This is a genomic window from Polynucleobacter sp. AP-Ainpum-60-G11 (genome assembly GCF_018688375.1).
In the GTDB taxonomy this organism is placed as follows: domain Bacteria; phylum Pseudomonadota; class Gammaproteobacteria; order Burkholderiales; family Burkholderiaceae; genus Polynucleobacter.
Window position 1 is genome coordinate 1,826,985 of the sequence record NZ_CP061318.1, and the last position, 24,375, is coordinate 1,851,359.

Annotated in this window: 24 protein-coding genes and 1 riboswitch; of the genes, 6 read left to right on the forward strand and 18 right to left on the reverse strand. The window is 46.6% G+C overall.

Going from position 1 to position 24,375, the window contains the following annotated elements; translation table 11 throughout:
- Nucleotides 1–5 precede the first annotated feature (5 nt).
- The 7 genes from FD971_RS09450 to FD971_RS09480 all read right to left on the reverse strand — a co-directional run bounded on the left by FD971_RS09450 (nt 6) and on the right by FD971_RS09480 (nt 6,602).
- The gene (locus FD971_RS09450; RefSeq protein ID WP_215334052.1) at nt 6–563 is read right to left on the reverse strand and encodes a flavodoxin family protein; all 558 of its coding nucleotides are present in this window, start codon (nt 561–563) and stop codon (nt 6–8) included.
- A gap of 19 nt (nt 564–582) precedes the next feature.
- Nucleotides 583–999, reverse strand: coding sequence for a MarR family winged helix-turn-helix transcriptional regulator (locus tag FD971_RS09455; protein WP_215334053.1), 417 nt, complete (start codon nt 997–999; stop codon nt 583–585).
- Nucleotides 1,000–1,116: 117 nt separating this feature from the next.
- Entirely contained in the window at nt 1,117–2,949 is a 1,833-nt protein-coding gene (glmS, locus tag FD971_RS09460; protein ID WP_215334054.1) for a glutamine--fructose-6-phosphate transaminase (isomerizing), read from the reverse strand.
- Nucleotides 2,949–4,409, reverse strand: coding sequence for a bifunctional UDP-N-acetylglucosamine diphosphorylase/glucosamine-1-phosphate N-acetyltransferase GlmU (glmU, locus tag FD971_RS09465; RefSeq protein ID WP_215334055.1), 1,461 nt, complete (start codon nt 4,407–4,409; stop codon nt 2,949–2,951). Before glmU ends, glmS begins: the two co-directional genes overlap by 1 nt.
- On the reverse strand, nt 4,406–5,314 hold the full coding sequence (gene ttcA, locus FD971_RS09470) for a tRNA 2-thiocytidine(32) synthetase TtcA (protein ID WP_215334056.1): 909 nt from the start codon (nt 5,312–5,314) through the stop codon (nt 4,406–4,408). The genes glmU and ttcA overlap by 4 nt, the downstream gene beginning before the upstream one ends.
- Nucleotides 5,315–5,340: 26 nt before the next feature.
- A complete protein-coding gene (locus FD971_RS09475; RefSeq protein ID WP_215334057.1) occupies nt 5,341–5,736 on the reverse strand; it encodes a dihydroneopterin aldolase in 396 nt (131 codons plus the stop codon).
- Nucleotides 5,737–5,780: 44 nt separating this feature from the next.
- On the reverse strand, nt 5,781–6,602 hold the full coding sequence (locus tag FD971_RS09480) for an SDR family oxidoreductase (protein WP_251368626.1): 822 nt from the start codon (nt 6,600–6,602) through the stop codon (nt 5,781–5,783).
- A gap of 25 nt (nt 6,603–6,627) precedes the next feature.
- On the opposite strand from FD971_RS09480, the gene FD971_RS09485 reads away from it, so the two are divergent.
- Nucleotides 6,628–7,815: a class I SAM-dependent methyltransferase gene (locus tag FD971_RS09485; protein ID WP_215334058.1), complete on the forward strand. Its 1,188-nt coding sequence runs from the start codon at nt 6,628–6,630 to the stop codon at nt 7,813–7,815.
- Nucleotides 7,816–7,819: 4 nt separating this feature from the next.
- On the opposite strand, the gene FD971_RS09490 is transcribed toward FD971_RS09485, so the two are convergent.
- The 3 genes from FD971_RS09490 to FD971_RS09500 are packed head-to-tail and all read right to left on the reverse strand — an operon-like array spanning nt 7,820 to nt 11,812.
- Complete coding sequence (locus tag FD971_RS09490) at nt 7,820–8,959, reverse strand: polynucleotide adenylyltransferase (RefSeq protein ID WP_215334059.1); 1,140 nt, start codon at nt 8,957–8,959, stop codon at nt 7,820–7,822.
- A 4-nt stretch (nt 8,960–8,963) separates the two neighbouring features.
- Nucleotides 8,964–9,872: a complex I NDUFA9 subunit family protein gene (locus tag FD971_RS09495; protein ID WP_215334060.1), complete on the reverse strand. Its 909-nt coding sequence runs from the start codon at nt 9,870–9,872 to the stop codon at nt 8,964–8,966.
- A 23-nt stretch (nt 9,873–9,895) separates the two neighbouring features.
- Nucleotides 9,896–11,812: a lytic transglycosylase domain-containing protein gene (locus FD971_RS09500; protein WP_215335347.1), complete on the reverse strand. Its 1,917-nt coding sequence runs from the start codon at nt 11,810–11,812 to the stop codon at nt 9,896–9,898.
- Between the two features lie 97 nt (nt 11,813–11,909).
- Between FD971_RS09500 and FD971_RS09505 the strand changes: the two genes are divergently transcribed.
- Nucleotides 11,910–12,533, forward strand: coding sequence for a 5-formyltetrahydrofolate cyclo-ligase (locus FD971_RS09505; protein WP_251368628.1), 624 nt, complete (start codon nt 11,910–11,912; stop codon nt 12,531–12,533).
- On the opposite strand, the gene metF is transcribed toward FD971_RS09505, so the two are convergent.
- From metF to metK, 3 genes are all read right to left on the reverse strand, one after another.
- Complete coding sequence (gene metF / locus FD971_RS09510) at nt 12,523–13,353, reverse strand: methylenetetrahydrofolate reductase [NAD(P)H] (protein ID WP_215334062.1); 831 nt, start codon at nt 13,351–13,353, stop codon at nt 12,523–12,525. The genes FD971_RS09505 and metF overlap by 11 nt on opposite strands.
- 55 nt (nt 13,354–13,408) lie before the next feature.
- Nucleotides 13,409–14,854: an adenosylhomocysteinase gene (ahcY, locus tag FD971_RS09515; protein WP_215334063.1), complete on the reverse strand. Its 1,446-nt coding sequence runs from the start codon at nt 14,852–14,854 to the stop codon at nt 13,409–13,411.
- A gap of 61 nt (nt 14,855–14,915) precedes the next feature.
- Nucleotides 14,916–15,027: riboswitch (S-adenosyl-L-homocysteine riboswitch) on the reverse strand.
- A 79-nt stretch (nt 15,028–15,106) separates the two neighbouring features.
- Entirely contained in the window at nt 15,107–16,273 is a 1,167-nt protein-coding gene (gene metK / locus FD971_RS09520; RefSeq protein WP_215334064.1) for a methionine adenosyltransferase, read from the reverse strand.
- A 204-nt stretch (nt 16,274–16,477) separates the two neighbouring features.
- On the opposite strand from metK, the gene FD971_RS09525 reads away from it, so the two are divergent.
- Genes FD971_RS09525 through dapF form a run of 3 tightly spaced genes read left to right on the forward strand, consistent with a single transcriptional unit; the run spans nt 16,478 to nt 19,177 of the window.
- Nucleotides 16,478–17,338, forward strand: a complete 861-nt coding sequence (locus FD971_RS09525; RefSeq protein WP_215334065.1) for a lysophospholipid acyltransferase family protein — start codon at nt 16,478–16,480, stop codon at nt 17,336–17,338.
- Nucleotides 17,339–17,363: 25 nt separating this feature from the next.
- Nucleotides 17,364–18,263: a lipid A biosynthesis acyltransferase gene (locus FD971_RS09530; protein ID WP_215334066.1), complete on the forward strand. Its 900-nt coding sequence runs from the start codon at nt 17,364–17,366 to the stop codon at nt 18,261–18,263.
- Between the two features lie 59 nt (nt 18,264–18,322).
- A complete protein-coding gene (gene dapF, locus FD971_RS09535; RefSeq protein WP_215335349.1) occupies nt 18,323–19,177 on the forward strand; it encodes a diaminopimelate epimerase in 855 nt (284 codons plus the stop codon).
- 45 nt (nt 19,178–19,222) lie between these two features.
- On the opposite strand, the gene pyrE is transcribed toward dapF, so the two are convergent.
- On the reverse strand, nt 19,223–19,891 hold the full coding sequence (gene pyrE / locus FD971_RS09540; protein ID WP_215334067.1) for an orotate phosphoribosyltransferase: 669 nt from the start codon (nt 19,889–19,891) through the stop codon (nt 19,223–19,225).
- A gap of 8 nt (nt 19,892–19,899) precedes the next feature.
- On the opposite strand from pyrE, the gene FD971_RS09545 reads away from it, so the two are divergent.
- Nucleotides 19,900–20,682, forward strand: coding sequence for an exodeoxyribonuclease III (locus FD971_RS09545; RefSeq protein ID WP_215334068.1), 783 nt, complete (start codon nt 19,900–19,902; stop codon nt 20,680–20,682).
- Here FD971_RS09545 and FD971_RS09550 read toward each other — a convergent pair.
- From FD971_RS09550 to slmA, 4 genes are read right to left on the reverse strand one after another with little or no spacing between them, the layout of a single operon-like run.
- Nucleotides 20,675–22,009, reverse strand: a complete 1,335-nt coding sequence (locus tag FD971_RS09550) for an MFS transporter (protein ID WP_305848901.1) — start codon at nt 22,007–22,009, stop codon at nt 20,675–20,677. The two genes, FD971_RS09545 and FD971_RS09550, sit on opposite strands and share 8 nt — an antisense overlap.
- Nucleotides 22,002–22,583 carry a methionine biosynthesis protein MetW gene (gene metW, locus FD971_RS09555; protein ID WP_215334070.1) on the reverse strand — a complete coding sequence of 194 codons (582 nt, stop codon included), beginning with the start codon at nt 22,581–22,583 and terminating at the stop codon, nt 22,002–22,004. Before metW ends, FD971_RS09550 begins: the two co-directional genes overlap by 8 nt.
- A complete protein-coding gene (locus FD971_RS09560; RefSeq protein WP_215334071.1) occupies nt 22,580–23,719 on the reverse strand; it encodes a homoserine O-acetyltransferase in 1,140 nt (379 codons plus the stop codon). Before FD971_RS09560 ends, metW begins: the two co-directional genes overlap by 4 nt.
- On the reverse strand, nt 23,716–24,372 hold the full coding sequence (gene slmA, locus FD971_RS09565; RefSeq protein WP_215334072.1) for a nucleoid occlusion factor SlmA: 657 nt from the start codon (nt 24,370–24,372) through the stop codon (nt 23,716–23,718). Before slmA ends, FD971_RS09560 begins: the two co-directional genes overlap by 4 nt.
- Nucleotides 24,373–24,375 lie beyond the last annotated feature (3 nt).

Below are 24,375 nucleotides of genomic sequence, written 5' to 3' on the forward strand. Positions count from 1 at the left end.
TATGCTTACTTGGTTTTTAGTTCACCAGCAATCTTGGCAATACGCTCACCATAGAGACGTGCAGTCTCTATGTCGCCTGGATTGACTTCATCAGCACTTGCATCTGAGGGTGTCTGCATCATGGCGCCAGCAGATGAACCCACATAGTTCACATCATCACGCTTGGCAGCTTTGGAATTGGATGGCATCAAACCAGTACCCACCCAAATACCCGAATGCTGCATGGCTAGAGTGAAAAAATAATGCAAAGTGGAATGCTTATCACCATTCATGGTGGCAGAGTTTGTGAAGCCACCGAATACTTTATCTTTCCACTGCTGTGAAAACCATTGCTTTGAACTGGCATCAGCGAACTTCTTAAACTGCCAACTGACTGAACCCATATAGGTTGGTGATCCAAATACGATCGCATCAGCAGTGTTTAGTATTTCCCACTGAGCATCAGTGATATTACCTTCAGCATCAATAGCTACTAGGGTGGCATTTGCACCTTTGGCGAGGGCTTCAGCTTGCTTAACAGTGTGGCCATAACCACTATGAAATACAACCGCTACTTTTGTCATGATTTTTCCTTTTAATAATTTATTTAAAAATAGTTTTTACTTCTCTTAAAACTGTCACAGCATGTTCAATTTCTTTTTTGCTCAATTTGCCAATCGACTTACCTAAATACTCAACATGTTCCGGAAATACCCTCTTAAATAGTCTGTCACCACTTTTGGATAAACCAATCTTGTAGCTACGGCCATCGTTGGCATTCATAAACTTTTCAATCAAGCCCTTAGCCTCAAGTCTTTCGAGCACTCCGGTCATGGTTCCTTTAGAAACCAGCGTCTTCTCACCTAACTCTTTACAGGTCATGGGGGGCTGATTACCTAAGGTCGCCACAATATCGAACTGGGTAGTTGTTAAACCCATCTCTTTGATGTGGGCGCCTGAGTGCATCTCAAATGCCTGATAAGCCTGAACTAATTCCTTTACAAGTAAAAGGTGATACATTCAATGAGCTCCATTTAGTCTGTATGCGTACTATATTAGTACTAGATCGTACTAATTGCAAAGGCTTACTAATTTTGAGGGTATTAATACAGGGGCATAGGATGCCCCTCCGAGGAATTACTCGACGGTAACGCTCTTTGCAAGGTTGCGTGGCTTGTCGACATCGGTGCCTAGAGCACAAGCGGTGTGATACGCCAAGAGTTGAAGCGGAACTACATGCAGAATTGGAGAGAGATTGCCGTAGTGCTCGGGCAGACGAATCACATTAATACCATCACTACTGGTAATTTCAGTATCCTGATCTGCAAATACATATAGCTTGCCACCGCGAGCTTTCACTTCCTGCATATTGGACTTGAGTTTTTCCAGTAAGTCATCTTTAGGGGCTACTGTCACCACTGGCATCTTTTCAGTAACCAAGGCGAGCGGTCCATGCTTTAACTCACCGGCTGGATAGGCTTCAGCATGAATATATGAAATCTCTTTTAACTTGAGAGCGCCTTCAAGGGCGATGGGGTAATGCATGCCGCGCCCCAGAAATAAAGCGTTTTCACACTTAGCAAATGCAGTGCTCCAGGCCATGATCTGTGGCTCAAGCGCTAAAACAGCATGCAGTGCTTTTGGTAGATGGCGCAAATCACGCAAGAGCTCTTTTTCTCTCTCAGGACTCACTTTGCCTGCACGCTTAGCCAATGAAACAGCCAAGAGATATAGCGCAACCAATTGAGTTGTAAATGCTTTAGTAGAGGCTACTCCAATCTCAGTCCCAGCCTTAGTTAAGAAATTCCAATTGGTTTCGCGAACCATGGCACTGGAAGCTACGTTACAAATCGCGAGAGTGTATTGATGCCCTAGCGCTTGCGCATGACGTAATGCCGCCAAAGTATCAGCAGTCTCACCAGACTGCGAAACCACCACAATTAATGTATTCGGATTGGGAACAGTTGTGCGATAGCGATATTCGCTAGCAATCTCAACCTGAGTCGGGATGTTGGCCAAATCTTCTAACCAGTATTTAGCAACACAGGCAGAGTAGTAACTGGTTCCACAAGCTAAGATCAAAATTTGATCAAAGTTTTTCCACTGCTCAGGATCGGCATTAAAGAGTTCCGGGCCAAAGCTAGCAATGTTGGCAAGCGTGTCACCAATTGCTCTTGGCTGCTCAAAAATCTCTTTTTGCATATAGTGCTGATAAGGACCTAGATCGACTGAGTCAGCTTGAGCAGGCATAGGCTTTTGCTCACGCTGTGCCGTCTTGCCCGTCTGGTCAATGATCTCCACTCCATCTGCCTTGAGAATAGCAACATCGCCTTCTTCAAGGTACATCATCGAATGAGCGCGACCAGCCAAAGCTAGTGCATCAGATGCAAGGAAGTTTTCATTTTCGCCAAGAGCCACAACCAATGGAGAGCCAATGCGCGCACCCACCAAAACATTTGGGCGATCTTGTGCAATCACGCCAATCGCATAGGCTCCATGAAGACGCGGTAACACCGATCGAACGGAAGCCACTAAATCTACTTGCTTGCTAGACACATATGCTTGATGAATTAAATGCGCGATCACTTCAGTATCTGTTTCTGAAGAAAATACATAACCTGCAGATTTCAGTTCAGCACGCAGTGTTTCGTAGTTTTCAATAATGCCGTTATGAACAACCGCAATCAATCCACCGGAGATATGGGGATGTGCATTTTGCGTATCCGGCTTACCGTGAGTTGCCCAGCGAGTATGCGCAATGCCTAGGGTGCCATGAAAATCCTTACCCTGCTCAGCCAACTCAGAAACACGAGCAGTAGTGCGAGCACGTTCAATCGGATGCTTTACATCATCGCCATTAATTACAGCAAAACCACATGAGTCATAACCGCGATATTCAAGGCGGCGCAAGCCTTCAATCAAGACTTCAACAATATTCTTACGCGATGCTGCGCCAACAATTCCGCACATTATTTTTTAGCCTTCACGGATTTTTTAGTGGCGACTTTCTTAATTGCCGCTTTCTTTTCCTTCTTAATAGGGCGCTGCCACTGTGAAGAGATTTGCTTCGCTCGTGACACGGTAAGTTGATTAGGTGGCGCATCTTTCGTCAGAGTCGTACCAGCACCCAATGTCGCACCACGACCAACCCGCACCGGTGCAACCAACTGAGTATCAGAACCAATAAAGACGTCGTCCTCGATGATAGTTTGGTGCTTATTTACACCGTCGTAGTTGCAAGTAATCGTACCGGCGCCAATATTGACTCTGGAGCCGACGATCGAATCACCCACATAGGCTAAATGATTGGCTTTGCTATTAGCGGCGATCTTGCTATTCTTTACTTCGACAAAGTTGCCGATATGGACATCGTTTGCCAAGTCGGCACCAGGGCGTAAACGAGCATAAGGTCCGATCAGTGAACTAGCACCAACTTTTGCACCGTCTATATGACTATATGGATGAATGGTCACATTCTTACCAATCACGCTATTGCGAATCATGCAGTACGGGCCTACTTTTGTCCCGGCTGCTAAAGTCACACAACCTTCAAATACGCAGCCGACATCAATAAATACATCGGTGCCACACTCCAAGGTTCCACGAATATCAATCCGCGCTGGATCAGCTAAAGAAACGCCGGCATCCATTAATGCATTTGCCTGATTGAGCTGATATACGCGCTCTAATGCAGCTAACTGATCACGACTATTAACGCCAACAGTTTCATATTCAGCATCGGCTTGCGCAGTGCGAATAGGCACGCCATCCTTCACTGCCATCGCAATGACATCAGTTAAGTAGTATTCACCTTGAGCATTGCTGGCTCGCAAAGCCTTCAACCACCCCTTCAGCGAGTTGGTTGGCAGCACCATGATCCCAGTGTTAATTTCGTGAATACACTTTTGCGCAGGGCTTGCATCTTTCTCTTCAACAATTTCTTTTACTGAGCCATCAATGTCGCGCACGATACGGCCATATCCTGTTGGATTGCTCAGATTTTGGGTTAGCAGCGCTAACGCAGAATCTTGACCACGCACCCCATCAGCTAATTTGGCTAATTTAGAAAGTGTCTTTTTGCTGGTAAGCGGTACATCGCCATACAGAACTAAAGTAGGCTCGTTTACATCCAGCTTTGGCAGGGCTTGCAATAAAGCATGGCCAGTTCCTTTTTGTTCAGCCTGTAGTGCTGTACTTACCTTGCTGAAGTGAGAATCCTGCTCGCTAGCAATCTGAAGAAATTGCTTCACATCCGCAGCGCCATGACCAACTACAACGGTGGGGCCAGCTTTAGCGCTTTTACCCTGTAGATCTAGGGCCGTATTAAGAACGTGCTGGAGAAGGGGTTTCCCAGCCAAGGTTTGGAGAACCTTGGGTAACGCGGACTTCATCCGCTTTCCCTGCCCAGCAGCCAAAATAACGATGTTCATAAAGAAGGATTATAAGACCCCTGAATCAGCGTTCCGCAGGCTATTTCATCAATTTCTGTCTCGTCAATTGCCTTATCACCAGCTGATCTAGCGGCAATGCCCGATAGTTCCGTAGAAATCTCGAGATTCTTAAAATCAAAAGCTTCGCTATCCATTAAATGGGATGGCACGATGTGATGCATGGAGCGGAATAGATTCTCGACACGCCCTGGGTACTTTTTCTCCCACTCGCGCAACATCTCTTTCATAGCGCCACGCTGTAGATTGGGTTGACTCCCACATAGATTGCATGAAATGATTGGGAAGTTCATATCCACTGCATAGCGCTCCAATAACTTTTCAGGAACGTAGGCGAGAGGACGAATCACTATATGCTTACCGTCATCAGACCGCAGCTTGGGTGGCATACCCTTGAGCTTGCCAGCAAAGAACATATTGAGCATCAAGGTTTCCAAGATGTCATCGCGATGATGACCCAATGCAATCTTAGTCGCACCTAATTCATCAGCCACACGATACAAAATTCCACGACGTAAGCGAGAGCAAAGACCGCAAGTCGTTTTTCCTTCAGGAACTACACGCTTGACGATGCTATAGGTATCTTGATTTTCGATATGGTACTGAACACCCAAAGACTGTAAATAGTTTGGCAAAATTTCTGCTGGAAATCCTGGCTGCTTTTGATCCAAGTTGACAGCAATAATTTCAAAATCAATTGGAGCGCGCTCACGCAACTTGAGAAGAATATCGAGCATGGCATAACTATCCTTACCACCCGACAGACAAACCATTACTTTGTCACCATCTTCGACCATCCCAAAGTCGCCAATTGCTTGGCCAACTAAACGGCACAGCTTTTTCTCAAGCTTGTTTTCTTCGAAGACAACTTTACGGATATCACTCATAGCTACTGAATTTTTCTGGGTCTTCTTTAAATTGGCTTCATCCGAAATACTTCAACGCCAACAGAGTGGCAATCTGGATAGACATCTGGCTTAGCGGTACTAACGCGAGCAGCAATAACCTTAGGATGCAAAAGCATCGCAGTCACGATGTCGTCGCAGAAAGTTTCCTGTAAATGGATATGGCCCTGGGAAGACCGCGCCTTAATGGTTTCACGCATGAAGTCGTAATCTACAACTTCTTCTAACAAGTCTTTGGAGGGAGTATTTAAACCAAGCGGAACATACAAATCAACATTCAAAATAACGCGCTGTTCAGCCTTCTTTTCGAAATCATGCACACCGATGTTGATATAGATTTCATAGTCACGCAAAAATAAGCGGCGGCAATCAACTAAGGCAGGATGAGAAAGAATGGCGTGCATAAATTGTATTAACTCTTCTGAATTTTTTATTCTGTATTAAATGCTTAATTTGTTTTGAACATCACATCACGTGATGACGGTAATAGATGTTGCCCGCCATCCACATATAAGGTGGTACCTGTAATTGCATTCGAGCTAGCTAAAAATACGGCTGCTTTTGCAATATCGCTTGGTGTTGATGACTTACCTAAGGGCGTCATTTGATGTGCTTTGGTAAAACCAGATTCAGTTTGATCGCCCGAAGTCAGCGTAATACCGGGAGCCAAACCAATCACTCGCAAGTGCGGAGCAAAATCCACTGCCAGCATTGCAACGGAAGTGAGCAATGCGGCCTTCGATAATGTATATGAAAAATAATCTGGATTGAGGTTTATTAATTTTTGATCGAGCAGCTGAATCACCGAGGGGATAGATGATGAATCCTCGCCTGGACTCTCTGAACTATTTTTTTGATATTCAAACATCAACTGAGATAGCAGAATGGGAGCCGTTAAATTCACCTGCATGTGGTCTTGCAGACTTTTACTGCTGGCAGGGGTATCTGAGTTGGCGCGATCATATTCAAAGATCGAAGCGCTATTCACGAGACACTCAAGGTCTTGAAACTCAGCAACAACAGCGGCAAATAGAGAATGAATTTCTGCTTCGCTAGCGAGATCAGCCTTAAATGCCACGGCCTTGCGCTCTAAGCCCCGGATTTCCGCAACGGTAGCCTGAGCGTCTGATGCAGACTGGCCATAATGAACAGCTACATCCCAGCCCTGACGAGCAAATTCCAAGGCAATTTCACGACCAAGACGCTTTGCTGCGCCGGTCACTAAAACCGCTTTATTTTGCCGAGGTTGTGGGTTTGAACTCAAGTTCACTTAAATTCTCTTAGACTAGCGAGCTATGGATATTACCTTGACCAGCCTTGAAACGGCTCATACCGAGCTCCTGTGCCAAAAAATAATGGCAGAAATCGCCTCCAATGGTGGTTGGATGCCCTTTTCAAGGTATATGGAAATGGCTTTATACGAGCCAGGCATGGGTTATTACAGTGCTGGGGCCCATAAATTGGGTTCTGGCGGTGATTTCACGACCGCACCGGAGCTATCCCCCTTGTTTGGTGCCGCCATTGTGGAAACGCTTCTACCCATTCTAGAGGGACTTCAGGCTCAAGGACTTCCCACACAGATTCTGGAGTTTGGCGCCGGCACCGGAAAACTGGCTGAATCCATTCTTACCCGACTGCACGATCTTGAGTTTTCCCTGGATCGCTACGACATCATTGAAATCTCGCCAGACCTAGCTCAAAGACAAGATGAGCGCCTCAAGAAACTTGCCGAGAAACTAACCCTATCTACTCAATGCAGTTGGTTAAGCTCATTACCCAACAACTTCAAAGGCATTATTTTGGCCAATGAAGTCATTGATGCAATCCCTTGTGACGTCATCATTTTTAATAATGGATTTTGGTATCAACAAGGAGTTGCTGTAATTGATGGCAAGCTTGCTTGGTCGATAGGACAACCCGTTGAGCAGTCACTACTTCCAGAGGCCTTACTCACTGGCAACTTTTCTGAGGGCTACGTTACTGAATTACATGCGCCAGCAAATGCTTGGATGCGTCAGGTAGCAAATCACCTCGATATAGGACTCTTCCTCACTTTTGATTACGGCTTTCCGGAGAGTGAGTACTATCACGCGCAACGTCTTGAGGGGACTTTGATGGCGCATCATCGCCATCATGCAATTCAAGATCCATTTCATCTTCCGGGATTGTGTGATTTAACAACGCACGTTGATTGGTCACAAATTGCGCGCAGCGCATTGGAGGAACAAGTTGATGATGTCTATCTCAGCAATCAGGCATCTTACTTACTAGACGCCGGTATTGGCGATATCGCTTTAGAGATTGGTGATCCGAGCAATCCAGAAACCTTCCTACCCATTTCGAATGCTTTACAAAAACTATTATCCGAAGCGGAGATGGGTGAACTGTTTAAGGTGTTTGCATTCTCAAAGAAACTATCTGAAGTATTGCCAGATCATGCCTTGGAAGACTTGCCTGGCCTTCGAGGCAGAAACAGGCTGTAAGTTTTTAAATACTCACGGCCGCAGTAATAGCTAAGAGTCTCGCAGCATCTACTGCACGGCGAATACTTTCACCATTGGATCGCTCTTCTGGCGAAACACATTCAATAATTTCAGCTGTATTGAGCGATTGAGCGCTTTCCATTGCCAAAATTAAAGGGCCGACATTGAGGCCAATCCGCTTGGCCAAATCTAACAATGCCTGTACACGTTCAGGCTTACGCCAAACATCTGCACGATTAAACCAGATCAATACATCTGCAGGCTGATAGCTAACAGCCACATCGTTGACTGATTTCGCGATGAGTGCATTGAGCTCACTAAATATTTCACTGAAATCACGCACCTCATTTGGCATCTTGACGCACTCCGCCCATAAGCGAATTTCACTAGCGGGTAAATACATGAGTGTGACGGCGCACCGATCTTCTAGGCGATTGTCTGCTGCATGCAAATGTGCAATGAGCTGCTCGCGGAATTCTTCTTGAGCCAAATACGATGTCAGTCTTGACGGTAGTAATGTCTTGGCTGCATCAGTATCTAGCAAAACCTGAAACATGCGCACTGGCTTATTGGCAGTCAAACCTCTAGCTAACTCCTGCCAGATTCTCTCAGCCGAGAGCGCGTTTAATTCATTCGACTCAACAATAACCTGCAAAGCATCCATGGTTTCTGGCGCAACTGTAAATTCAGGGAAGCGTGCTGCAAAGCGAGCGATGCGCAATAAGCGCAATGGGTCTTCCGCAAACGCATCTGAGACATGACGAAACACTCTAGCCGCTAAATCTTGTTGGCCGTTGTATGGGTCCAATATAGGCCCCACCCATTTGCCATCAGCACTCACCTCTTGTGCCATTGCATTAATGGTGAGATCGCGGCGCTCTAAGTCTTGCTCTAGCGTGACAGTCGGATCGGCATAAAACAAGAAGCCTTTGTAGCCTTTACCCGTTTTACGCTCTGTACGCGCCAAGGCATATTCAGCTTGAGTCTCTGGATGCAAGAACACTGGAAAATCTTTGCCTACTGGACGATAGCCCTGGGCAATCATCTCTTCCACACTTGAGCCCACAACTACATAGTCGATGTCATGCACTGGTAAACCCATCAGGGTATCCCGAATAGCGCCACCAACCGCATAGATCTTCATCGACTTATTTCATGCCTTCGAGAGTACGACGGCTAATCCCAAAAACCTTAGTCAATGCATCTAACCCATTGAGTCGGAGAATGTTAGGCAACTGCATAGATGCAATATTGTCACGCGACATTAAAGTTGGGACAGGCAGAAACTCAAAAGCCAAAGCCTGCAGATGCCCAACAAAGTCAGGGACAGGAATAATGGCACATTTGGTATTGGCCTTGCGCGCAGCAAATTCCACAATCTCTTTCATGGTGTAAACGGTCGGTCCCACCAAATCATAAGATTGATGAATGGTCGATGGCATTTTTAAAGACTTGGTAAATGCACTAGCTACATCATCCACGCTCACTGGCTGAAATTGCGCACCTGAATTTGCCAAAGGCATTGCAGGAAATAACTTTGTCAACTTGGCAAACAAATTAATAAATTGATCTTGAGCGCCAAAAATGACTGAAGGTCTAAAAATAGTCCAGTCAAGATTGCTGGCCTTTACTGCAGCCTCGCCATCACCTTTGCTGCGCTGATACATCGAGGGACCATTAGAATCAGCTCCCAATGCACTCATATGCAAATAGCGCTTGAGTCCATGCATTTGCATAGCCGTCATGATGTTTTTTGGGAGCTCTACATGAGCCGCTTCAAATACTTTCCCGTAAGGCTGAGCAGGCTTGTCATGCAACACACCCACTAAATTAATGACTGCACCACCAGGCTTGATTCTTGAGCAAAGCTCCTGCAATGCATCAAATTCATGTACATCACCGTCCTCTAAATGTACTTTCGGCAACATGCGTAAATCACGTGCAGATGCTAAGTGTCTAGTTGGTAATAAAACAGAATACCCCTCAGCTTGCAACTGAGCAGCCAAAACTCTACCTACAAAACCGTTGCCGCCAATTAGCAGAATGTCATATTTCATAAAACTCCAATGTAATTGAAATACTAAGGTAGCTCAGATGCGTTTGCCGCTTTAGGAGTAATCACACCTAAACGCTGCTTTAAGGACTGTGTCTGCCCATGCATCACGGATGAATAATACGTCGCATTGGCTAAAACGTTTTTCACGTAAGTTCGTGTTTCATTAAATGGGATTGTTTCCGCAAAGATTGCGCCTTCAGTAGGGCTAGTGAGTTTTTCTCGCCAAGTTTTAGAGCGTGATGGGCCAGCGTTATAGGCCGCAGATGCAAGGACCCAAGAACCATCTAAGTCTACTAAGACCATATTCAAGTAATTACTACCTAAAGTGAGGTTGGTATTGGTGTCAGCAAGCTTGTCATTGGTATAAGAGGTCATACCAATCTTCTTGGCGACATACTTCGCTGTATTTGGCATTACTTGCATTAATCCTGAAGCGCCAACTGACGAAGAGGCGTTCATGATGAAGCGCGATTCTTGACGAATCAATCCATAGGCCCAAGCTAAATTCAAATCAATTTGCTTAGCAATTGGTGATAGTTCATCACGATAAGGCGTTGGGTAACGCAAGCTAAAGTCGTGCTCTTGCTTAGTACGATCCGCGGTATTCACAACGCGGTCATATAAGCCAATGCGCTTAGCATACTCAGCTGCTGCGAGTAACTGCTTATCACTCATATTACGCAACTCCCAATTCCAATCGCGGTTACCTTCAAAACGTAAATTCATGGCATAAAAGCGTTCGCCCCGAATAAAGCCTTTACGTTGCGACATGGCCTCGATTTCTGCATCGCTCACTTTAGTGCGTGCAGGCGCATGATTGGACTTACCTAAATCTTCTCGTGCAAGCTGTCCATAAAAGTTGTACTGGTCAGAAACAAGCTCGAGGTTTTCGCGGGCTTTCTCATTTTGGCCCTCTACTTTTAAGGCACGCGCATACCAATAAGTCCAAGCAGGGTCTTTACTACGTACTGTGGGATTCATGCCCTCAATTGCATTCTTTACTAGTGTCCAATCCTTAGCGCGCAAGCCTGCGCGCACCTTCCACTCTTGACCCTCTACTGAAAGAAGCTCGTTGTATCCCAGCTCCTGCTGAAAACGATACGCATCATCCGCATTGGGATCTAACTTCTTTGCAAGGAATTGCCCAATCACACCCCAAGCTACCGCTTGATTCTCTTTGCTATAGCGAGATGCATTTTGTGAAAATTCTTTAAATGCTTTTGCAGGATCCGCTTTAGCAGCCTTCACAATCTCAGCAATCGGATCTTCACCACCCAAGCGACGTGACATGGTGTCAAAACCCATCTCACTAGCAGCGCGGCCGATTGCTTTAGCCTCACTCGGCGTCATTCCCCCAGCAACAACTAGGGCGGGTACCAATTCTTGGCAAGCCTGACCAAAATTACGCGGGTCTAATAGTATTGCGCGGGCATCGATTGCCACTTTAGTTGGGTTCTCCCCTTGCGCCAATTTTGACTGCAACGAATAACATTTCACCTGAGTGTCGTCATCCAAAACAAACTTGGGGTATTCGACATCAAAGCGTGACCAGTCTTTACGTTTGCCTAAAACAAGCAACCAATCATTGCGCATCCGATCAGCCAGTGCAGTGCCTTGGTATTGATTTAGAAAAGCCTGCACCTGGGAGTCTGCATTGGTCTCGGCCCGCGCACCACCAGCGCTATCAAATAGCTGCGGTTTAATCCGGAAATAGGCTACATAGTCTTCATACGGGTAATTTGATAGGCTAGCCGCTAATGTTTGCGCACGGGCAACATCATTTCGTTTAGCGGCCTCACGCAACTCAATAAAGGTCCGATCGCCCTCGGTAATTTCAAAGGCTGAGATTCTACTTTCTTTAACAGGGGTAGTTTTCTTAGCCTTCTCTGCAGAAATACTGGGTGCAGCAACTGCCAGAGCGAGAAATAAAATTCCAGCCACTGTTTTTTGCCAAGCACCAAAAACATCAAACCTCTTTTTCACCGTATTGCCTTATCGATTTACTATATCCCTTAATTTTCGCCTGATAATGGTCGATATGCACGGCAATTCTCCAAAATCGCTTCGACAGGACTTACTGGCCCAAAGGAAAGAGTTTGCGGCCAGCTCAAGCCATCCCATGGCACAAGAAGCTATTTTGGCTGGCTTAGCCAGTTTTCTGGCTACCTATGACACTCAAATTCAATCTATTGCCCTGTATTGCCCCATACAAGATGAATTGGATGTGAGACCTAGCCTATTGGCCTGGGCCCACAATAAAGCCGGCAAAATACTCGCGCTCCCTTTCGCGCGGCAAGATAAGCATTTGGATTTTTATGCCTGGCAAGAAAATGATCTGCTAATTCCGAGCCGCCACGGTGTACCAGAGCCCGACCCTAATAACCCCCGTAGACCTCAAGTCACTCCAGACTGCATCTTGATTCCTTGCGTAGGTTGGTCAGAATCCAGAATGGGTGATAAAGCACACTATTGGCGTTTAGGATATGGGGGAGGCTACTTTGACCGCACCTTGGCTCAATTACGCAAAGCTAAGCCAAACCTACTATGCGTAGGCATCGGTTTTGATTGGCAAAAATTAGATAATGCGCAGTGGGAGGCTCAAACACATGATGAGCCTTTAGATGCCATGCTGACTGAGTCAGGCTTATTAATTACCTATTAAGACTAAGATTATCTGCAATCGCTAAAACAGCATCTGCCTGATTCAATGAATAGAAGTGCAACCCTGGAGCGCCAGCAGTTAAAAGCTGATCGCAAAGATCGGTAACCACCTCTTCACCAAACGCACGAATCGAAGCGGTGTCATCGCCATAAGACTGCAAACGCAAACGAATCCAACGCGGAATCTCTGCGCCACAAGCATCTGAAAAACGCAGCAATTGAGTGCTATTGGTAATCGGCATAATTCCAGCGATCACTGGCTGAGTAACACCCAAGTCATAGGCTTCGTCAACAAAACGAAAATACGCATCGCTGTTGTAGAAATACTGAGTTACTGCTGAATTAGCTCCAGCCTTCATCTTCTGTACAAAGAAATCCACATCTGTTGCTGGCGACTTGGCCTGGGGATGACTCTCTGGATATGCCGCCACATCAATGTGAAACCAGTCATCAGTTTCTGCACGAATAAATTCCACTAATTCATTGGCGTGATGGAACTCACCATACTGGCCCATGCCAGATGGTAAGTCGCCACGCAAAGCTACGATACGTTTAACGCCTAAAGCTTGATATTGCTTCAACATGTCGCGCACACTTTCACGCGAGCTACCAACACAAGATAAGTGTGGGGCAACGGCTGCTCCCGCAGCATGAATATCGCTCACTACTTTTAATGTGCCAGATTGAGTAGATCCACCGGCACCAAAAGTCACAGAATAAAAAGCGGGCTTAAGCGTTTTACTAAAACGCTCGCGCACGAGATGCAGCTTGCTCTCACCTTCAGGTGTTTTTGGAGGGAAGAATTCAACGCTTAATTCCATAGTCTTGGGCCTATATCTCTATTTCTCTATTGAACAATATCTAGCTATAAGCAGATTAATAACGATAGTGGTCAGCCTTATAAGGACCTTCCTTCGTTACGCCAATGTAAGAAGCTTGCTGATCTGACAATACAGTTAACTGTGCATTCAATGTCTTGAGCTGCAAACGCGCAACTTTCTCATCCAAATGCTTAGGCAATGTGTAAACACCAACTGGGTATTTATCTGTGCCAACTGCATTCCACAATTCGATCTGCGCAATCACTTGGTTCGCAAATGAAGAGCTCATGACATAAGATGGGTGACCTGTACCGCAACCGAGGTTAACCAAACGACCTTTAGCCAAAATGATGATGCGCTTCTCAGGATTGCCATTAGCAGCTGGGAAAATCACATGGTCAACTTGCGGCTTGATTTCTTCCCACTTGTATTTCTCAATACCAGCAACATCAATCTCGTTATCGAAGTGACCTATGTTACAAACGATGGCTTGATTCTTCATCTTCACCATATGGTCATGTGTAATCACATGGTAGTTACCAGTTGCTGAAACAAAGATGTCTGCTTTATCTGCAGCGTAGTCCATTGTGACAACACGATAGCCTTCCATGGCCGCTTGCAATGCGCAGATTGGATCAACTTCAGTCACCCAAACTTGAGCGGACAAAGCGCGCAAGGCTTGAGCTGATCCCTTACCTACGTCGCCGTAACCACAAACCACGGCAACTTTACCGGCAACCATTACGTCAGTAGCGCGCTTGATTGCATCAACCAAAGACTCGCGGCAACCATAGAGGTTGTCGAACTTGCTCTTCGTAACAGAGTCATTCACGTTAATTGCGGGGAACTTCAAATCACCTTTGGCAAACATCTGATAGAGACGATGTACACCAGTAGTGGTTTCTTCGGTTACACCTTTTACTTTTTCTAAACGTGTGGAATACCAAGTTGGATCTTGCGCCAATTTCTTTTTAATAGCCGCAAATAAAATGGTTTCCTCTTCACTTGTTGGATGATTTAAGCAAGCTTGATCTTTTTCAGCACGTGCACCGAGGTGCAATAACAAAGTAGCATCGCCACCGTCATCCAAAATCATATTGGTAAAGCCACCATCGGCCCATTCAAAAATGCGGTGGGTGTAATCCCAATACTGCTCAAGGGTTTCACCCTTGATCGCAAACACTGGTGTGCCGTTAGCGGCAATCGCTGCAGCAGCGTGATCTTGTGTAGAGAAAATATTGCAAGATGCCCACTGCACTTCCGCGCCGAGCGCTTCAAGCGTCTCGATCAATACCGCAGTTTGAATGGTCATGTGCAATGAACCAGTAATGCGTGCGCCACGCAATGGCTGCTGTGATGCGAACTCGTCACGAATGGCGATCAGCCCTGGCATTTCAGTTTCAGCAATGGCGATTTCTTTACGGCCAAAGTCAGCCAAAGAAATATCGGCAATAGCGCAACGGGTTGCTACAAAGTTGTTTAAATCGGAAACGGTACTCATGAATGCTCCAGCTAAATACGATCCAATGCTGGAGTAGAAACTCGCTAGCCATTGAATCATGGGTTAGCGAGCGCAGTTGCAATTAGCAAACTCTGGGGTTACCTAGGAGTCCACTCCCTTCAAGCCTGGGGAAACGCTGGTTCACAGCATTCCTTGCAACGCTCCTTGAAGGTATGGCGAAATTGTAATCAATTTCGCCATATTTCGCCTCAATACAACTAGATACTGCAAATTTACTACCTAGAAAGCAGATTACAAGCCGGCTGCTGCACGTAAGGCAGGCGCCTTATCGCACTGCTCCCAAGTAAATTCTGGCTCTTCACGACCAAAGTGACCATAAGCAGCAGTCTTACGATAAATCGGACGTAATAGGTTCAGCATCTTGACGATGCCTTTTGGACGCAAGTCAAAGTGCTCAGATACCAATTGCGCAATCTTCTCGTCAGAGATCTTGCCAGTACCATATGTGCTCACCATCACTGAGGTTGGTTTAGCAACACCAATCGCATAAGAGATCTGGATCAAGCACTTGCTTGCTAAGCCTGCGGCAACTACGTTCTTTGCTACATAACGACCAGCATAGGCAGCTGAACGGTCAACCTTGGATGGATCCTTACCAGAGAATGCCCCACCACCGTGAGGAGCTGCACCGCCGTAGGTGTCCACAATGATCTTGCGACCTGTCAGACCGCAATCGCCTTGCGGGCCGCCGATTACAAATCGACCGGTTGGGTTTACCAAGAAGTTAATCGCACCTTTGATCAAATGCTTTGGCAACACTGGTTTGATAATTTCTTCGATCACTGCTTCGCGCAATTTCTCGAGAGAAATTTCTTCATCATGCTGTGTAGAGAGAACTACGGTGTCGATTGAGTCAGGCTTGCCATCCACGTAACGCAGGGTCACTTGTGACTTTGCATCTGGACGCAACCAGTTCAAGCGGCCATCACGGCGCAGTTGAGATTGACGTTCTACTAAGCGGTGTGACAAGTGAATTGGCAAAGGCATAAGCTCTGCAGTCTCGTCACAGGCGTAACCAAACATCAAACCTTGGTCACCAGCACCTTGATCTAGACCATCGTCATGTGCCTTGTCAACGCCCTGAGCGATATCAGGACTTTGCTTGTCATAAGCAACCAGCACGGCACAACCCTTGTAATCAATACCGTAATCAGTGTTGTCGTAACCAATTTCACGCAAAGTATTACGTGCTACTTGAATGTAATCCACATTGGCATTCGTTGTAATCTCACCAGCCAATACTACTAAGCCGGTATTACACAAAGTTTCCGCAGCAACACGTGCAGTTGGGTCCTGAGCCAGGATTGAGTCCAGGATGGCATCAGAGATTTGGTCTGCTACTTTATCGGGGTGACCTTCAGAAACTGATTCTGAGGTAAAGAAGTAATCATTAGCCATTGCATATTCCTTTAAAAAATTAACACGATCAAATGGACAACTCGACGTGCCAGGAATTTCAACGGCGACGCTTTAGCAGAATTTATGAATCGCCCTGCAAGTTGCCTTAACTCAGCGATGGATGAATTCTATCCGAAAAACACCTTATTCATCAAGCCAAACAAGAAATTTGGCCCTATCCCCAGCATTGAATATCATTAGAGGGTGCGTAAATACCTTCTCAAGCTAACCCTCGCTGCAATAGCGGTATTACCCTTATTCCTTGTTCAGGTGATTGGGGCTGCTTTAGGGGCTCTGGCTTATGTGGGCTCCAAGCAATATCGATCACTTTTTCGCCCTCAATACGAAGCAGCTATTAAAAGTCATCATTTACCCCTGCAAATCTGGCATGCTGCTGCCGCTTCAGGACAACTCTTCTCGGACAGTTTGTGGATTTGGCGCAATCCATCAAAGGCGCTTAAGCTAGTCGAGGTCCAGGACTGGGATCTGGTTGAGGAAGCTATTAACGAGGGTCATGGCTTAGTCATGCTGACTCCACACCTCGGTGGTTTTGAAATCATTCCCCGGGTCTTAGCTCAGCACTTTCCTGCGACCATTCTTTATCGCCCGTCTCGCCAAGAATGGCTTAACGAAGTGGTGGAAGAGGGTCGCGCTTATCCCAATATGCATTTTGTACCAACCAACCTCAATGGCGTTCGCCAAATGACACGCGCCCTCACTCGCGGAGAAGCCATTGGCATTCTTCCAGATCAAGTACCTAGCGGCGGTGAAGGTGTTTGGGTACCCTTTTTCGGGCGCCCTGCCTATACGACCCCACTTCCCGCTCGCTTAGCTAATCGCAATAACACGCCGGTTGTGATGTTTACCGCTAAACGCAAAGGTCTTGGTAAGGGCTGGCTCATGCAAGCCAAGAGACTAGAACCGCTGTCTGAAGACTCCACAGCTGCTGCCACCGAACTCAATGTCGCAATTGAAAATGCGATCCTAGTTGCACCCAATCAATTTATTTGGGCCTATAACCGCTACAAACATCCTAGCGGGGCAGAATTACCACCGAGCAATTAGTTAATAAATTTATAATTTATTCGACATGGTCTGCTTACAAAACGTTTTTAATTTTCTAGCACTGAACTTGCTACGACTATTTGCATTTCTGCCTTATGCCCTGACCATCTACATTGGCTACGGGCTTGGATGGATGGCTGCCCACATTCCCAATGAACGTGCCAAGGTAGTTAAAACTAACTTACGCCTTTGCTTTCCCAATCTGAGCGAAGATGAAATTCATTCGCTTGCATCAGAACATTGGAAGTTATTCGGACGCAGCGTCATCGAGAGAAGTCGTATTTGGCTTGGAAGCGGAAAACAGATCACCGACATCGTCAGTATCAATTCTGAGATTACGCTGGGAGATCGCAAGCCACGACTCTTAATCAACCCTCACTTTGTTGGACTTGAGGGCGGCTTCATGGCACTTTCTGTTTTGGCTAGTCAGCACGATTGGCCACGTGGTGCCGGTCTCTACCAAAATATGAAGAACCCATTCTTTAATCAAAAAATGATTGAATGGAGAAATCGTTTTGGTGGTAAATCGATTGAGCGTCAAAGTCGCTTGCGTGATTTGATTCGCGAAATTCAAACGGGTAACTTTATTTTCATTGCGCCTGATATTGATCTTGGGCCACGCGACTCCGTTTTTGTCCCCTTCTTTGGAATCCAAACCAATACGATCACTTCAGTCTCGCGCTTAGCCAAGCTGAGTGGTGCAGAGGTCTGCCTCATGACTACGACTTTAGACCCCGATCGCAAAGCCTATATTTGCAATATCAGCGCCCCACTTCCCAACTTTCCGACGGATGATGTTGAAGCTGATACTGCACGACTAAACAAATACATCGAAGACCTTGTTCGCGAAAGGCCGGCAGAGTACTATTGGGTACACAAGCGCTTTAAGCATAGGCCGCCTGGCGAGCCTAGCCTTTACAACTAATTGGAATTCTTTTGAGCACGAATTTAAATAAGCCTGCACGCACATTACGCTTCACCAAAATGCATGGTGCTGGCAATGATTTCATTGTGCTCAATGGGATTGATCAAGATCTCAGCAATATCACTCGTGAAGAGTGGCATAAGCTTGCTCATCGCCAGTTTGGTATTGGTGCCGATCAAATTCTGCTGGTTGAAAAAGCTACGCGCCCTGATGCCGATTTTCGTTATCGCATCTTTAATGCTGATGGTGGTGAGGTGGAGCAATGCGGCAATGGTTCACGCTGCTTCGTTCGCTTTGTTCTCGACCAAGGTCTTTCCACGAAAAATCCTTTGCGCGTAGAAGTAGCGCATACTGTTCTCACCCTGAGATCTCATGATGATGGCCAAGTGGAAGTGGATATGGGCGCGCCGATTTTTGAGCACAGCCAAATTCCATTTAATCCAAGTGGCCTAGCAAGTAAGCAAGAGTTTCATGAGATGCTCTACGCACTGCCTATTGCTAAACCTGCGATGCACGATAGTTTGGTCGGTGTCTTATCGATGGGCAATCCCCATGCAGTTCAAGTGGTGGGTGATGTTGACAGCGCACCCGTTCTCGAAGAAGGTCCATCAATCGAGAGAGATCCGGCATTTCCAAAAAGAGTTAATGCAGGCTATATGCAAGTCTTGAATCGCAATGCAATTAAGTTGCGCGTCTATGAGCGCGGCGCTGGCGAGACGCTCGCTTGTGGCACTGGCGCATGCGCTGCAGTAGTCTCCGGCATTCGTCGTGGCTTACTTGACTCCCCCGTCAAAGTGCGCACCCGTGGCGGTGATTTGCAAATTGCCTGGGGTGGCATGATCAATGAAGTGGCTCAGAGCGTCATCATGACTGGGCCAGCCATCACCGTGTTCGAAGGCGAAACGAAGATCTAAAGAGCGGAAGCGCTGCAAGTACGGTTGCCGCCACTATTCTTTAGATTAAATCCCGTACTTCTCGCGATAGGCTTTTACTGCTGGTAAATAGTTTGTTAGATCGGCATTACTGGAGCCAGTTAAGAAAGCCATCAAGTCTGCCAAGTTTGCAATAGCCACTACCGGCAAGCCAAACTCTTGTTCAACAGCTTGTACTGCGGACTTGTCGCCAATCTCTGTAGCGGTTCCTGACTTCTCCATACGATCCAAAGCAATTAATACCGCTGCTGGCTCAGCACCTGCATCGCGAATCAACTTCACAGACTCGCGTACCGATGTCCCTGCCGAAATCACATCATCGATGATGACCACTTTGCCTTTAACTGGAGCGCCCACCAATGAGCCTCCCTCGCCATGATCTTTGGCTTCCTTGCGATTGTAGGCATAAGGCACATTATGACCAGCATCAGCTAAAGCGATTGCAGTGGCAGCGGCCAAGGTGATGCCTTTATAAGCGGGGCCATAAAGCATGTCGTATTGCAGGCCAGACTCTTGCAAAGCCTTGGCGTAGTAACGACCCAAGGCGCTTAAGCGTGCGCCATCATTAAATCCACCTGCATTAAAGAAATAAGGAGAATGGCGTCCTGCTTTAGTTTTAAACTCCCCAAACGACAAAACATTTGCCTCTAAGGCAAATTGAATAAAGTTATCTTGATTTGAATTTTTTGAGCTCATAGGCCTATATGTTACGCATCATTTCTGCCAACCTCAACGGTATCCGCTCCGCGGTCAAAAAAGGCTTTATGCCATGGGTTGTGAAGCAAAAGGCGGACTTTGTCTGCATGCAGGAGCTCAAGGCTCAGCAAGACGATTTAGAAGATGCCATTCTCAATCCAGATGGTCTGCATGGCTTCTTTCACCATGCTGAGAAAAAGGGCTACAGCGGCTGCGGCATCTACACCCCACATAAGCCGGATGAGGTGCTCTACGGCTATGGCAATGAGGAGTTCGATGCCGAGGGTCGCTATGTCGAGGCTCGATTCAAAAAGCTCTCTGTCATCTCGGTGTATATGCCATCAGGCTCTAGCTCGCCAGAAAGGCAAGAGGCAAAGTATCGCTATCTCGATTCTTTTTTGCCACACCTAATTGACCTTAAGAAATCAGGGCGAGAAATTGTGCTGTGCGGCGACGTGAATATTGCCCACAATGAGATTGACCTCAAAAACTGGAAAGGCAATCTCAAAAACTCAGGATTTTTACCAGAAGAGCGTGCCTGGCTAACAAACCTATTTAGTCAAGTTGGTTACGTAGACGTTTATAGAAAGCTAGAGCCTGAAGCGACTGATACCTGCTACACCTGGTGGAGTAATCGCGGTCAAGCGTATGCAAAGAACGTGGGCTGGCGCATTGACTATCACATCACCACTCCGGGGATTGCAGCAAGCGCAAAGAATACTGCCATATATAAAGATGAACGCTTCTCAGACCACGCGCCACTGACAGTAGATTACGACTGGTCTATTTAGCAATCTCAGCGTCGTGTTTTTTAAACTCGACAACCTTAAGGTGGATTGTGAGCCAAATCAGAATTAATACTGGCGCACCAATAATTGCGGTGCTAATAAAAAAGTTTGAGTAGCCAAAGTGATTGACAAAGACGCCTGAAAATCCTGCTAACCACTTTGGCAATAAGAGCATCATCGAACTAAACAAGGCGTACTGCGTTGCAGAGTACTGAATATTTGTCAAAGCCGATAGGAATGCAATAAACGCGGCCGTAGCAATCCCCGAGCTTAAGTTGTCAGCAGAGATTACCCAGATCAAGCCATGTAAGTCGTGGCCTTGTGTAGCAAGCCAAGCAAACAATAAATTACTCACGGCCGATAAAATAGCGCCCAAGAATAAAATTCGCATCACACCATAGCGCAAGGTGAGAACACCACCAAGGAAGGCGCCCACCAATGTCATCACGACACCAAACACCTTGCTGACTGCTGCAACCTCATCCTTGGTATAACCCATATCCACATAAAATGGATTGGCCATAATACCCATCACCACATCACTAATACGATAGATGGCAATTAAGGACAAAATCAAAATAGCATGCCATCCGTAACGCTTAATAAAATCTGCAAATGGCTCAATCAAAGTTTGGTGCAGCCATGCTTTTGCATTGCGGGCTTTTGCTAACTCAATGCGCACTGGCTCTTTACTAAACAGGGTAGTGACCACACCCACACCAATCGAGAGCGCCATACAGAGATAGGCAAATTGCCAGGCAGCTGGATCGTAACCTGTGGCGCCTGATTCAGCACGGGCGGCCAACCAAAGAACGCCTGCACCAGACCAAATTAAAGCCAGTCGATAGCCTGTTTGATAGGTAGCAGCTAAAGCTGCTTGATGATCACTATCTGCAGACTCAATCCGAAAAGCATCTAAAGCAATGTCTTGCGTTGCAGAGCCAAAGGCAACCAGGAGCGCGCACCACACAATTGGCGTGAGTTGAACTTTGGGGTCAATGCTGGCCATACCCACAAGACCAAGCACAATCAGTAACTGTGCAAAAAGAAGCCAACTACGCCGTCTGCCAAAAAATCTTGATAACAAGGGAATAGATAGTCGATCTACCAAAGGCGCCCACATCCACTTAAACGCATAGATCAAGCCAACCCAAGTGAGATAACCAATCGTGCTGCGGTCAATGCCGGCCTCTCTTAGCCAAAAGCTGAGAGTTCCTAAAATTAGTAGTAGAGGTAGACCTGCAGAGAAGCCCAAGAAGAGCATTCGGAGACAAGGCCATTCGAGATAAACCCGAAAATCTTTCAGCCAGGACTCAATCGTACTAAGCACGTCGAACGCGGAACAGCGCTAGGCTTCCAAAAAGATTGGGCATCAAGGTAACCTGACGGCCCTCGTGCAAGATACATTGATCCAAAATTTGCAAACCTAAGCTCGAAGCCAACTTTTCAAAATCAGCGACCGTGAGAACACGCACGTTAGGTGTGTTGTACCACTGGTATGGCAGGCTCTTAGAGACGGGCATGCGGCCAAAGCCAACCGACAGGCGATGAGACCAATGGCCAAAGTTTGGGAAAGAAACAATTGACTCTTTGCCAACTCGAACTACTTCACGCAAGATCTTTTCAGTTTCATGAATGGTCTGCAATGTCTGTGAGAGCACTACCGTATCAAAGCTATTGTTCTCAAAGAGCGCTAAGCCCCCTTCAAGATTTTGCTGAATGACATTCAATCCTTTTTGCACGCATGAAAGCACACGTGCATCATCAATCTCTACGCCGTAGGCATGAACCGGTTTTTTCTTTTGCAAATACTCTAAGAAGCTGCCATCACCGCAACCGAGATCTAGCACTTCACTATTAGGCGCTATCCAGTTCGCTATTGCGGCAAAGTCTGCGCGCTTCATGATTTAGCCTCTAGCATTTGTTCAAAATAAGCACGAATCAGATTGTGATAACGAGGGTCATCTAACAAGAAAGCATCATGCCCGTGTGGCGCATCAATCTCTGCATAACTTACTTCACTCTTGTTGCTGAGTAAAGATTCCACAATCTCGCGACTACGATTGGGTGGAAAACGCCAATCGGTTGAAAAGCTCACTACCAAAAACTTAGCCTGCACTTCCGCTAAAGCACGATTGAGGCTACCCTCATAACGACGGGAAGGGTCAAAATAATCTAATGCTCTGGTGATCAGCAAATAGGTGTTGGCATCAAAGTACGTGGAGAACTTATCGCCTTGATGACGCAAATAACTCTCTACCTCAAATTCGACATCAAAACTAAAACGATAGTCTTGAGATTCACCGTAAGGTCGTTGTAATTCGCGCCCAAACTTTTCTGCCATGTCATCGTCAGATAAGTACGTAATATGTCCAACCATACGAGCCAACTTTAGACCGCGCTTTGGCACCACGCCATGCTCGTAATAATTACCACCATGAAAATCAGGGTCAGACAAAATAGCGTTTCGCGCCACTTCATTAAATGCAATATTTTGTGCGCTTAACTTTGGTGTTGAGGCGATTACCAAGCAATGCGCGAGGCGTCTAGGAAACTGAATTGACCAAGCCAATGCTTGCATACCACCCAAGCTTCCGCCCATCACCGCAGCAAAACGGCGAATACCCAACTTATCAGCCAAGCGCGCCTGGGTGTTTACCCAATCTTCTACTGTGATGACCGGGAAATCGGCGCCATAAGGCTTGCCAGTAGCGGGATTAATGCTCATCGGCCCAGTAGACCCAAAGCAAGAGCCCAAGTTATTAACGCCAATGACAAAGAAGTGGTTCGTATCTACCGGCTTGCCTGGCCCAATCATGTTGTCCCACCAACCAATATCGCTTGCATCATCGGGGTTGGGACCGGCTACATGGTGCGATGCATTGAGCGCATGGCAAACCAGCACAGCATTACTTTTATCGGCATTGAGCTTGCCGTAAGTTTCAATAACTAAATCGTAGCCCGATAAGATGGCGCCACTTTGCAAAGGCAAGGGCTCGGCAAAGTGGATCGTGTTTCTAGAGAGGTGCAGCTCGCTCATTCGGACAGAAGAATGCGTAGGCTAATATCAGACGCTTCGGTTGGCAACTTTTTAAAGCCGCTTCGTGCAAATCGATGCCAGCGCCCAAGAACGCAACTCATCAACATAGCTGCGCGGACACTTACTTCATCTTGACTTACATTTGCCCAAGCCCCACCTTGTGTTTGAGCGATACGTAAAGACTGCTTGAGGGATGCCTCCACGCGATCGAGTACTTGTGTAATACGTTCCTGCAGGCGATCATCCTCTTGCAACAACGCATCGCCTAAAAGAACACGAGTCATGCCAGGGTTCTTTTCTGCAAAGAATAAAAGCATCTGCAAAATACCGCGAGCTTGTGCGAGGCCAGACTCTTCTTTTTGATTAATTTGATTAATCAGACCAAAAACTGTTTGCTCGATAAAAGAAATCAAACCTTCAAACATCTGCGCTTTACTGGCGAAATGTCGATAGAGTGCTGCTTCTGAAACTTGAATTTTTGCTGCTAGAGCCGCAGTCGTAACGCGTTCCGCCTTCGGATTTTGCAACATCTCAGCCAACACTTGCAAGATCTGTAAACGGCGCTCGCCTGGGCGAGGACGCTTACGCGTCTTACCCTCTTCGGCAACTGTTGCCTCGATCTCTGATGCAGTAGGGGCTAAGGAATCACGCATATC

Coding starts and splice junctions, on each gene's coding strand:
- FD971_RS09450 (WP_215334052.1), bottom strand. CDS start 563: ATGACAAAAGTAGCGGTTGTATTTCATAGTGGTTATGGCCACACTGTT.
- FD971_RS09455 (WP_215334053.1), bottom strand. CDS start 999: ATGTATCACCTTTTACTTGTAAAGGAATTAGTTCAGGCTTATCAGGCA.
- glmS (WP_215334054.1), bottom strand. CDS start 2,949: ATGTGCGGAATTGTTGGCGCAGCATCGCGTAAGAATATTGTTGAAGTC.
- glmU (WP_215334055.1), bottom strand. CDS start 4,409: ATGAACATCGTTATTTTGGCTGCTGGGCAGGGAAAGCGGATGAAGTCC.
- ttcA (WP_215334056.1), bottom strand. CDS start 5,314: ATGAGTGATATCCGTAAAGTTGTCTTCGAAGAAAACAAGCTTGAGAAA.
- FD971_RS09475 (WP_215334057.1), bottom strand. CDS start 5,736: ATGCACGCCATTCTTTCTCATCCTGCCTTAGTTGATTGCCGCCGCTTA.
- FD971_RS09485 (WP_215334058.1), top strand. CDS start 6,628: ATGGATATTACCTTGACCAGCCTTGAAACGGCTCATACCGAGCTCCTG.
- FD971_RS09490 (WP_215334059.1), bottom strand. CDS start 8,959: ATGAAGATCTATGCGGTTGGTGGCGCTATTCGGGATACCCTGATGGGT.
- FD971_RS09495 (WP_215334060.1), bottom strand. CDS start 9,872: ATGAAATATGACATTCTGCTAATTGGCGGCAACGGTTTTGTAGGTAGA.
- FD971_RS09505 (WP_251368628.1), top strand. CDS start 11,910: ATGCACGGCAATTCTCCAAAATCGCTTCGACAGGACTTACTGGCCCAA.
- metF (WP_215334062.1), bottom strand. CDS start 13,353: ATGGAATTAAGCGTTGAATTCTTCCCTCCAAAAACACCTGAAGGTGAG.
- ahcY (WP_215334063.1), bottom strand. CDS start 14,854: ATGAGTACCGTTTCCGATTTAAACAACTTTGTAGCAACCCGTTGCGCT.
- metK (WP_215334064.1), bottom strand. CDS start 16,273: ATGGCTAATGATTACTTCTTTACCTCAGAATCAGTTTCTGAAGGTCAC.
- FD971_RS09530 (WP_215334066.1), top strand. CDS start 17,364: ATGGTCTGCTTACAAAACGTTTTTAATTTTCTAGCACTGAACTTGCTA.
- dapF (WP_215335349.1), top strand. CDS start 18,323: ATGCATGGTGCTGGCAATGATTTCATTGTGCTCAATGGGATTGATCAA.
- pyrE (WP_215334067.1), bottom strand. CDS start 19,891: ATGAGCTCAAAAAATTCAAATCAAGATAACTTTATTCAATTTGCCTTA.
- FD971_RS09545 (WP_215334068.1), top strand. CDS start 19,900: ATGTTACGCATCATTTCTGCCAACCTCAACGGTATCCGCTCCGCGGTC.
- metW (WP_215334070.1), bottom strand. CDS start 22,583: ATGAAGCGCGCAGACTTTGCCGCAATAGCGAACTGGATAGCGCCTAAT.
- FD971_RS09560 (WP_215334071.1), bottom strand. CDS start 23,719: ATGAGCGAGCTGCACCTCTCTAGAAACACGATCCACTTTGCCGAGCCC.
- slmA (WP_215334072.1), bottom strand. CDS start 24,372: ATGCGTGATTCCTTAGCCCCTACTGCATCAGAGATCGAGGCAACAGTT.